9 protein-coding genes are annotated in these 10,551 nt (G+C 43.4%); 2 read left to right on the top strand and 7 right to left on the bottom strand.

Annotated elements, in window-relative coordinates:
- Both WS40_RS11200 and spoVAC read right to left on the bottom strand, forming a co-directional pair.
- On the bottom strand, positions 1–338 hold a 338-nt coding region (locus WS40_RS11200), incomplete at its 3' end, for a transposase (protein WP_325208340.1).
- Between the two features lie 215 nt (positions 339–553).
- Positions 554–1,000, bottom strand: a complete 447-nt coding sequence (spoVAC, locus tag WS40_RS00410; RefSeq protein ID WP_158455015.1) for a stage V sporulation protein AC — start codon at positions 998–1,000, stop codon at positions 554–556.
- A 289-nt stretch (positions 1,001–1,289) separates the two neighbouring features.
- Between spoVAC and WS40_RS00405 the strand changes: the two genes are divergently transcribed.
- A complete protein-coding gene (locus WS40_RS00405; RefSeq protein ID WP_325208339.1) occupies positions 1,290–2,108 on the top strand; it encodes a hypothetical protein in 819 nt (272 codons plus the stop codon).
- Positions 2,109–2,350: 242 nt separating this feature from the next.
- On the opposite strand, the gene WS40_RS00400 is transcribed toward WS40_RS00405, so the two are convergent.
- From WS40_RS00400 to WS40_RS00380, 5 genes are all read right to left on the bottom strand, one after another.
- Entirely contained in the window at positions 2,351–3,661 is a 1,311-nt protein-coding gene (locus WS40_RS00400; RefSeq protein WP_046439204.1) for a S1C family serine protease, read from the bottom strand.
- A 9-nt stretch (positions 3,662–3,670) separates the two neighbouring features.
- On the bottom strand, positions 3,671–5,092 hold the full coding sequence (locus WS40_RS00395) for a sensor histidine kinase (RefSeq protein WP_038670254.1): 1,422 nt from the start codon (positions 5,090–5,092) through the stop codon (positions 3,671–3,673).
- Positions 5,085–5,789, bottom strand: coding sequence for a response regulator transcription factor (locus tag WS40_RS00390; RefSeq protein ID WP_022288718.1), 705 nt, complete (start codon positions 5,787–5,789; stop codon positions 5,085–5,087). Before WS40_RS00390 ends, WS40_RS00395 begins: the two co-directional genes overlap by 8 nt.
- 381 nt (positions 5,790–6,170) lie before the next feature.
- Positions 6,171–7,814, bottom strand: coding sequence for a chaperonin GroEL (groL, locus tag WS40_RS00385; RefSeq protein ID WP_046439201.1), 1,644 nt, complete (start codon positions 7,812–7,814; stop codon positions 6,171–6,173).
- A gap of 43 nt (positions 7,815–7,857) precedes the next feature.
- Positions 7,858–8,130, bottom strand: coding sequence for a co-chaperone GroES (locus tag WS40_RS00380; protein WP_022288719.1), 273 nt, complete (start codon positions 8,128–8,130; stop codon positions 7,858–7,860).
- A 1,090-nt stretch (positions 8,131–9,220) separates the two neighbouring features.
- On the opposite strand from WS40_RS00380, the gene xylA reads away from it, so the two are divergent.
- On the top strand, positions 9,221–10,546 hold the full coding sequence (gene xylA, locus WS40_RS00375) for a xylose isomerase (RefSeq protein ID WP_022287212.1): 1,326 nt from the start codon (positions 9,221–9,223) through the stop codon (positions 10,544–10,546).
- The last annotated feature ends 5 nt before the right edge of the window (positions 10,547–10,551 follow it).

Here is a 10,551-nt window from a genome sequence, read left to right as displayed (position 1 = left end):
TTGTTCATAAAATTGCCTATTGTCGAGTGGCTTGGCGGAGGATTATCCTGCAGCAGCCACATAAAGCGAATATCGGTTTTGCAGAGTTTTTCTATTTTTCGCAATGATTCGTATCCGTTTTCCATAAATGCAAACAGTATTACTTTCAGCAAAGTTTCTTCTTCATATCTTGGACGGCCTGTCCTGCGGTCCTCAGTCGTCAGGTATTTACTCAGGTCAATATGATTCATCACTTCACAAAATGTATATACCGGGTCAGTTGTTTCAATTATTTTTTCAATTTCTATTGGAAATTTTAATTGATATGGTGTATAATATTCTTGTGGTTGGTTATTCATGATACTTTAATTATACCACAAAAAAGACTGCTGTCTTGCTTTTTGGCAAGATCGCAGCCTTTTTTCTTGGGGACTTTTTTTACAGCCCCTTTATTCTGCCTAAAACATATCCAGTGCGGTGTTTCTATGTAGAGGCGACCTGAGGTCGCCCGCTGATATTATTTTTCGGTAGCCCACCAACATCATTTTTTTCGACAAACAGACCTCGCTGCTTGTTATCGCAAAAACAAATAATAAATAAGCCCGTAAAGCACGCTCGCCAAAGTGCCGTAAAGAATAACAGGTCCGCTGATAATGAAGATCTTCGCCCCAAGCCCAAGAATATATCCCTCCGTCTTGAACTCAAGAGCAGGCGCCGCCACAGAGTTTGCAAAACCTGTTATGGGTACAAGCGTGCCTGCACCTGCGTGCTTCGCTATGCGGTCATACCAGCCAAGACCTGTGAGAAGTGCAGATAAAAATATCAAAGTTATTGATACCGACATTGAGGCGTTATCTTTGGATAAACCTAAATATAAATACATATCCATCAGCGATTGCCCGATAACACATATAAGTCCGCCAAATAAAAACGCCTTCGGTATGGTCACCCACCACTTCGTCCCGTGTGAAGCCTCCTTGTACATCTCGCTGTATTGCGCCTTGCTTAAATTTATATCCATTTCTTTCGCTCCTTTTTTCTATCATGTTTGCACCTATTGTTCCTCAAAAATCAATGCTTATTCATTTTTTTAACTGCACTTTTTTCGCATAATTTGGTCAATATGTTGCTGTAAGGTTAATATTTTTATATAGTTTCAACAAGTTTTGTATAATGTAAACGATTTATCATAAGGAAATTTGTTAAAATAGTATCTTGAAAAAAATGCGAAAATTTTGTATCATATTTATTAGAGATATTCTATCTTAGGGGCAGTGTAACTGCCATTATTTTTTCAGGAGGTTATTATAATGAAAGCTAAAAAAATTCTTGCTGCTGTCACAGCTCTTTCTCTGACAACAGTAGTATTCGCATCATGCGGCGATTCAGCTGATTCTTCAAGCTCTACTGCTGCCGTAACAACAACTACAGCCGTTACTACAACTACAACTGCAGCAACAACAACTACAGCCGCTGCCGAGTCTGCTGCTGATTCAGCTGCAACAGACAGTTCTGCTGACTCTACAAAAGGCGGTGACTCTGATTACACACCTGTAAAGACATTCAAGGGCTATGACGCATTCCTTATGTTCGGTGACGGAGAGTGGCTCTGGGGCAACTGGGAAGGTCAGGGCGAACCTGATGCAACTAAGGCTTTCGGTGTTGACGCTGACATAACAGGCGACGGTGAGTACACAGTTTCTATCACAAACGCTTCTATCTCTTATGATGACCCAGACGAGGGTATCAATCCACAGATCGCTCTTGACGGTGACTATGCTGTTGGCGCTCAGGGTTGCGTAGTAATGTGCGTTGATATCATCGGTCTTCTTAACGGCGAAAAACTCAAGGGCACAGGCGATCCTAAGACTGATAAGGAAACTCCAGGTAAGTACAACGCTGACGATCTCAAGGTAGAACTTAAGTCTATCAAGGCTGACGGTCAGGAAGTTGCATTCGATAAAGCTAAGATCAAGTATGGCAACATCGAGGACAACAACAACTGCTACAGAATCGAGATCTACAACGATTACGGCGATACAGCTAAGGATTCTCCTATCGACAAGGACAATCTTGCATTTGAGGACAGCCTTGAGATTACATTCTCTATCGAGGGCCTTTCTGAATAATTTTTCATGAAAACTAAGAGCAGACCGCAATATGGTCTGCTCTTTTGTATTTTTATACATCTTTCCAGTGACAAAATGTGTGACAGATTTTTTAAAATAGCTGTCACACTTTTATGTTGACATGAAACTAAGGGGAATATATAATAATAGTATTATAGTAATTCTATAATATCATCACATATTTTATTAATCCCCTAAGAAAAAAGCCGTGGTACCCTTTCTTACCACAGCTTTTTTCTTTTTTATTTATTCTGACTGTCTGTAACAAGACCGCCGTTATCCGCCATAAGCTTGAATTTTATCTCAAACTCTTTCTCATCACCGCTGTCCGTCTTGCGATATACCTTGCAGACGACTTCATCTCCTGCCTGCTTTCCTGAAAACAGCGACGCTATATCCACCTCTCCTGCGGTGGACTTTCCGTCTATTTCCGTGATGATATCGCCCTCCGCAAGGTCTGTGTTGGCAACATCACAATCAGAGTTTATGGACACAATACAAATGCCCGGCTTTATGCCGTATATCTCAGCAGTGGTGTCGCTGACAGCATAATAAGTCACACCTATCTTTACTCTGCCTGCCACATAGCCCTTTTCCATAAGTTCCTCGATAACAGGCTTCGCCTCGTCTATAGATACCGCAAAGCCTATGCCCTCATAGTCGCTTGAAGCAAGCTTCGATGAGGTTATCCCTATGACCTGCCCCCACATATTGAACAGCGCTCCACCTGAGTTACCGGGGTTTATGGCTGCGTCTATCTGTATGCAGTTCATTATTATTGACGAGTTTTCAAGCCTTATCCTGCGATTCACACCTGACACGATACCCTTTGTCACAGTGCCGTAATAGCCAGCCGGTGAGCCGATAGCGACTACCTCTTCCCCTGCATTCACCTGAGTTGAATCACCGAACTCAGCCGCCTGCAAGCCATGCGCCTGTATCTTTATCACCGCTATATCCGTGGCAGAGTCCTGCCCCACCACCTTGGCTTCATACTCCGAATTGTCGCTTAGAACAACTTTTATGCCCGACTCCGCCGCATTTACAACATGAGCATTTGTGACGATATATCCGTCAGCAGACATTATAACACCGCTGCCCTGACCTGCCGCAACATATCCACCCGAATTTTTGTAAACCTCTATAGATACCACAGCGGGAGAAAACCCCTTTGCGATACCCTCGGCAGTGTATCTTCCGTCAGCCTGATAAAATTCATCGTCAAGCTTCGGCTTGTCAGCCACAGGAAGCGTAAAGCTTATCTTCTCGTCCCCTGTAACAAGATTTCTCACCCAGCCGCTTCCCCTTATGGAGGTTATTGATATGGCTATTCCGATGCCTACAAAAAGCACCATAAAGCACAGCCTTGCAACTGCATGGCGCATACGCTCTCTGTAGCGGCTTCTTTTTTTTGCCGAATCAACAGCCGACCAAAAATCTCCATCCACCTTGTGAGCGGCTACCGCTCCCTCAGGCAGCTTGTAATGCCCAGTTTCTTGGGCTGTATCTTCATTTTCATCATGCAGACAAGGCTGCTCTTCAAACTGCTCCATATGAGCCTCCTAGTCGCCCTCCGCCTTGTTAGGCAGCGTGAACACAAATTCCGTATACTCATTCTTAACGCTTCGTACCATTATCTTGCCCCCGTGGAGCTTTATGATAGAACGCACGATATTAAGTCCCAATCCAACGCCCGTCTTGTCAAGTCCTCTTGACTTATCGGTCTTATAAAATCTGTCGAACACCAGCGGAAGCTCGTCCTCAGACAGACCCTCACCGCTGTTTCTGATAGAAATGCTCGTCATGTTGCCCTCAGGCTCAAAGTGAAACTCTATATAACCGCCCTTGTCAACGAACTTTATGGCGTTCTCTATGAGGTTATACATGACCTGATGCACAAGATCGTTATCAGCATAAAGGGTCACTCTGTCAACGTCAAGACCCCTTATCTCTATCTGCTTTTCCTCAAGCCTTGGCTCAAAAGTCACAAGGGTATCGACTATCGGCTCAAGCACAGAGAAATACTGCAAATTAGGTTTAAGCTCGCCTGCCTCGATCTTTGCAAGATTGAGCATACTTCTTACGAGCCTTGCAAGTCTGTGTACCTCAGAGGAAATTATCTTAAGATAATATCTCTCCTGCTCCTTTGGTATGGTGCCGTCAAGCAGACCGTCCACAAAACCGCCTATAGACGTCATAGGCGTCCTAAGCTCATGAGAAACGTTCGCAAGGAAGCTATTTCGCATGGTGTCATAGCTTTTCAGGCTGGCAGCCATATCGTTGAAAGCGTTGCTGAGCTGTTCAAGCTCCGAGGTAGAATAATCAGGCAGCGTGACAGAAAAATCTCCTGCTCCTATCTTCTTTGACACCTCCGCTATCTCTTTTATAGGCTCTGTAAGCTTCAGCGTCATGAAATATACCAGAAACATTACTATGACCAGAACTATTATAGCGGAAACTATAAATATTTCCATTATGTTGTAGGTATAGTCGTCCTGAGCCGCCTTTGAACTGAATGCAAGCACATAATATTCAGGTCCATTCGCTTTGAACGACTTACCTATCACATGATATATAGCATCGAAAGCTCCTCCGAGATCCGAATAAACATACTCGCAATTGTCAGAAAAAGCTTCAAGCTCATGGACAGATATATTATGAGGGCTGCACACAGGATCCTTACTGGAGTTCACAAGCACTGCTCCCGTAGAGTCGCACAAGATAAAATCAGCGTTGCACGCCATTGAATACTGCATCATCTCATCTGTCACCGACTTTTTCCAGTCGGCAGGCTGAGCCAGCATTTCTTCCTGCGTATATAAAGCAAGAGCCTTGGTGTTTTTCTCCAACAGGCTCTTTTTTTCATCAATAAAATACCTTGAAGAAACCAGCAGTAATACCGTTCCTAAGCACACAAAGCTTATAAGTATTACTGCTGAACAAATTACAAAGTATTTAAAGAATATGCTTTTACGATTACTCATGCGGTGTTTCAGCGACTTCAAACTTGTATCCTACGCCCCATACAGTTTTAAGTGCCCACTTGTCAGAAACGCCCTCAAGCTTCTCACGCAGACGCTTAACGTGAACGTCGATAGTTCTCGAATCGCCGTAATATTCAAAGCCCCATACCTCATCAAGGAGCTGATCTCTTGTATAAACTCTGTTCGGATTTGAAGCAAGGTGGAACAGAAGCTCAAGCTCCTTCGGCGGTGTGTCAAGCACCTGACCGTTTACTCTCAGCTCATATCTTGTCATATTAACTGAAAGCTTGTCATACTTGACTTCCTTTATCTCAGCTTCGCCTGATGACTGACCTACTCTTCTGTAAACAGCCTTTATTCTTGCGATAACTTCCTTTGTATCGAAAGGCTTTACGATATAGTCGTCAGCTCCAAGCTCCAGACCAAGCACCTTATCAAATGTTTCTACCTTTGCGGTTATCATGATGATAGGCACGTTGGACTTCTTTCTTATCTCACGGCATACCTGCCAGCCGTCTATACCAGGCAGCATAATGTCAAGCAGTATGATGTCAGGCTTAAGAGCGTTGAATTTTACCACTGCTTCCTCACCGTCATGTGCAAGTATTACTCCATAGCCCTCCTTTTCAAGGTAAAGCCTGAGCAGCTCGCAGATGTTCTTATCATCGTCTACTACCAATACTCGTCCAAGCGACATATTTCATCTTCCTTTCGTTTATTTACTTCTTTTCATGCCCATTATTTCAAATTTTCGCACTTCTGAAAATTTGAACAAAAGACAATAATTATTCAAATTGATATAAGTATTATAACAAATTCACAAACCGATTGTGTGAATATTTATTTAACTTTTTATTAAATATCATAATTTGCTTCAATTTTAAGCGGACGTCTGCAACAATATGTATATATTTAATTTAATTAATCAATACTTTTGGATTTTACTTACAAAAGTATTGAGGATATTATTTGATTTTTGTAAACCATGTCATAAAATATTACCCATTCCATACAAACAGCCTCCGCAGGATAACTACGGAGGCTGTAAATTATATCAGATATTAGTCATGGGAGCTTATTAGTACATACCGCCCATTCCGCCTGCACCTGCTGCTGCGGTTGCCATAGCAGCGTCAGCCTGTGGGTCCTTCTTGTCTGCAACAAGGCTCTCAGTTGTGAGCACCATTGAAGCAACAGAAGCTGCGTTCTGGAGAGCTGAACGTGTAACCTTAGTAGGGTCAACGATACCTGCAGGTATCATGTCAACATACTCAGAAGTATAAGCGTTGAAGCCGTAGCCGACCTTTCTTGAACGGATTATCTTGTCTATGATAACGCTGCCCTCAAGACCTGCGTTTACAGCGATCTGTCTAACTGGTTCTTCAAGAGCCTTGTAAACGATCTGAGCGCCTGTCTTTTCGTCACCGCTGAGCTTGTCAACGAGCTTCTTAACTGCTGGCATAGCGTTGATAAGAGCTGTTCCGCCGCCTGCTACGATACCCTCTTCAACAGCTGCCTTTGTAGCTGCCAGAGCGTCCTCGATCCTCAGCTTCTTCTCTTTCATTTCTACCTCAGTTGCAGCACCGACCTTGATAACAGCTACGCCGCCTGAAAGCTTAGCAAGTCTTTCCTGAAGCTTTTCTCTGTCGAAATCAGAAGTTGTGTTCTCGATCTGTGACTTGATCTGACCAACTCTTGCCTTGATATCGTCGCTGTTGCCTGCGCCGTCAACAATGATAGTGTTCTCTTTCTGAACGACTACCTGTCTTGCTCTGCCCAGCTGCTCCATAGTTGTTTCGCTGAGTTCAAGACCAAGTTCAGATGAAATTACCTGACCGCCTGTGAGGATAGCGATATCCTGGAGCATTTCCTTTCTTCTGTCGCCAAAGCCAGGAGCCTTTACAGCTACGCAAGTGAAAGTACCTCTCAGCTTGTTTACAATAAGAGTTGAAAGAGCCTCGCCCTCAACGTCCTCGGCAATGATAAGGAGCTTCTTGCCAGCCTTTACGATCTGCTCGAGAAGTGGAAGAATTTCCTGAATGTTAGAGATCTTCTTGTCTGTGATAAGAATGTAAGCGTCATCAAGGACAGCTTCCATTTTATCTGTATCTGTTACCATATAAGGTGCGATATATCCTCTGTCGAACTGCATACCTTCAACAACTTCGCTGTAAGTTTCAGCAGTCTTTGACTCCTCAAGAGTGATAACGCCGTCAGCAGTTACCTTTTCCATAGCCTCAGCGATAAGCTTACCGATATTCTCATCAGCGGCAGAAACAGCACCTACTCTAGCTATCTCATCAGAGCCTTCTATCTTCTTTGAGTTAGCGACGATAGTTTCAACAGCAGTATCTACAGCCTGATCCATACCTTTCTTAAGTACCATTGGATTAGCACCTGCTGCGATATTCTTCATACCCTCTCTAACAAGAGCCTGAGCAAGCAATGTAGCTGTTGTTGTACCGTCACCGGCAGCGTCGTTAGTCTTAGTAGCGACTTCCTTTACAAGCTGAGCACCCATGTTCTCGAATGGGTCGTCAAGCTCGATCTCCTTAGCTATAGTAACACCGTCGTTTGTGATAAGAGGAGCACCGTACTTCTTATCAAGAACTACATTTCTGCCCTTAGGTCCCAGTGTTATCTTAACAGTGTTTGCGAGCTTGTCGATACCGCTCTGCAAAGCTTTTCTTGCGTCTTCGCCAAAAATTATATCCTTAGCCATTGTAAATTACCTCCGTTTATATACTATTTAAAATGCAGTGAAATTAGTCAACAACTGCGAGAATGTCGTCCATTTTAACTATAATGAACTCTTCACCATCCAGCTTAACATTAGTACCGCTGTACTTAGAAATAAGCACCTTGTCGCCCTTATTAACACCCATAGTAACGTCCTTTTTACCAGGGCCTACAGCTATTACCTCTGCGACCTCAGGCTTTTCCTTAGCTGAGCCTGTGAGAATGATACCACTCTTTGTGGTTTCCTCAGCCTCTGTCATCTTAACTACAACTCTGTCCTGCAATGGTTTGATCGCCATGATAAGTTCCTCCTTTTATGATACCTTTTAATATGCTAAATTAGAATCCTTCGTGGTCGTACCTATGTTTTCAGCACTCTCACGCTCGGATTGTTAGCACTCAGTCTTTCTGAGTGCTAATTATATTTTAGCACCTTTTTCGCAAAATTCAAGTCATTTAAGGTCATTTATGTGATTTTTGTAGGGTTGCACAATATCTATCAAGCTAAAAATTGGTTTTGGAAGCATATTGTACAATTTATTAAGGGGTATTGCAGGTCTGAAATCAGATTTTCGGGTGGGGATAAATGTATTCAATGGAGGTATGCGTATCAACAGTATCCATAATTGTAGGGGACGACGCCCTCGGCGTCCCGTTCGGAGGGGTAACTCCGTGGTTTTGGTATCTTCGATGTTGAATTATTCGGGGTGACATTGTTGTGATAATCTCCGTTAATTCAATGGGCGAGGAATATCGGGACGCCCATTTCTGTGAAACAGAAATTGCGTCGCTCCCCTACAGGTGCGGTGGGCAAGTTTTTCGGTTGCCAAACCGTGTTGTAATTGTGGGCTTGTTCCTTCGACGGGCGAACGGTGTTCGCCCCTACAGATTTGTTGCCGTGGGGTTATCCGTATTTTATATTCAATTTTCAAGCTTCAAACAAGGTGCAGGAAGTGCTTTTCTGTGCGATCAGAACCTCTCATCGTGTTCACCTAACTCACGTTGACAAAATGTTTCCTCATACACTGCTACCTTGCAGGATATTCGATTTGGGATAATACCCTTATACTTATCCCGAAAAAGGGGTAATTTGTTGCATAAAAAATGCAACAATTGCAGAAATGTTGCCAAATTAAAAGATAAATCATTTGTTTGCACAAGTTTAGTTGTCAAAATTTGTGCAGTTATTACAGAAAATTATTACAGAAATATTGATGAAAATACGAGAAAAAATAGTGTGTCTATGCAGTTATCCCACAATTTTAATATATATCAATATATGCAATTTTGATAAAAAACAGTTGACAAACGGGTGCGATTTGGTGTATTATTGTATTGTAATCGTTTAATCGTTAAGATCAAACAATAATATATTCGGAGGTCAAAATTATGGCAGAGTATTTTAAGGATATTCCAAAGATCAAGTATGAGGGTGTAAACTCAACTAATCCCCTCTCTTTTAAGTATTATAACCCAGATGAGGTTGTAATGGGCAAGACTATGAGAGAACAGCTCAAGTTCGCTCTTTCATGGTGGCACACAATGGGTGGCGACGGCACTGATATGTTCGGCTGCGGCACTACTGACAAGACTTGGGGCGAGGCTGCTCCTGAGGCAAGAGCTAAGAAGAAGGTCGATGTTGCTTTCGAGATAATGGACAAGCTTTCTATCGACTATTTCTGCTTCCATGACCGTGACCTTTCTCCTGAGTACGGTGATCTCGGCACCACTAACGCAAAGCTTGCTGAGGTAGTTGACTACATAGCTGAAAAAATGGCTGCTGACCCTACTAAGAAGCTTCTTTGGGGTACTGCTAAGTGCTTCGATCACCCAAGATATATGCATGGTGCAGGCACATCACCTTCTGCTGATGTTTTTGCTTATGCGGCTGCACAGATCAAGAACGCTGTTGACGCTACTATCAAGCTTGGCGGTAAGGGCTACGTTTTCTGGGGCGGAAGAGAAGGCTATGAAACTCTTCTGAACACAAACATGGGTCTGGAGCTTGACAACATGGCAAGACTTATGAAGCTGACTGTTGATTACGCTCGTTCAAAGGGCTACACTGGCGATTTCTACATCGAGCCAAAGCCAAAGGAGCCTACAAAGCATCAGTATGATTTCGATACAGCTACAGTTCTCGGTTTCCTGAGAAAATATGGTCTTGACAAGGACTTCAAAATGAACATTGAGGCTAACCACGCTACACTTGCACAGCACACTTTCCAGCATGAGCTGAGAGTTGCAAGAGATAACGGTGTATTCGGTTCTATCGACGCTAACCAGGGCGACCCACTGCTCGGTTGGGATACAGACCAGTTCCCTACAAACGCTTATGACGCTACACTTTGTATGTACGAAGTTCTCAAGGCAGGCGGCTTCACAAACGGCGGTCTGAACTTTGACGCTAAGGCAAGAAGAGGCTCATACACAATGGAAGACATTTTCCTGAGCTACATTGCAGGTATGGACACATTTGCACTTGGTCTTAAGGCTGCTGCAAAGATCATTGAGGACGGCAGACTTGACAAGTTCGTTGATGACAGATATGCAAGCTGGACAACAGGCATTGGTGCAGACATCATTGCAGGTAAGGCTGACATGGAGAGCCTTGAGAAGTATGCAGTTGAGAAGGGCGAAGTTACTGACTCACTTTCAAGCGGCAGACAGGAATATCTGGAGAGCGTTCTCAATCAGATCATGTTCAATCTTTAAGCAGG

This window comes from Ruminococcus sp. N15.MGS-57, assembly GCF_000980385.1.
Classification (GTDB): domain Bacteria; phylum Bacillota; class Clostridia; order Oscillospirales; family Ruminococcaceae; genus Hominimerdicola; species Hominimerdicola aceti.
Note: the sequence above shows the minus strand (reverse complement) of the source record. Positions and strands in the feature narration are given on the sequence as shown.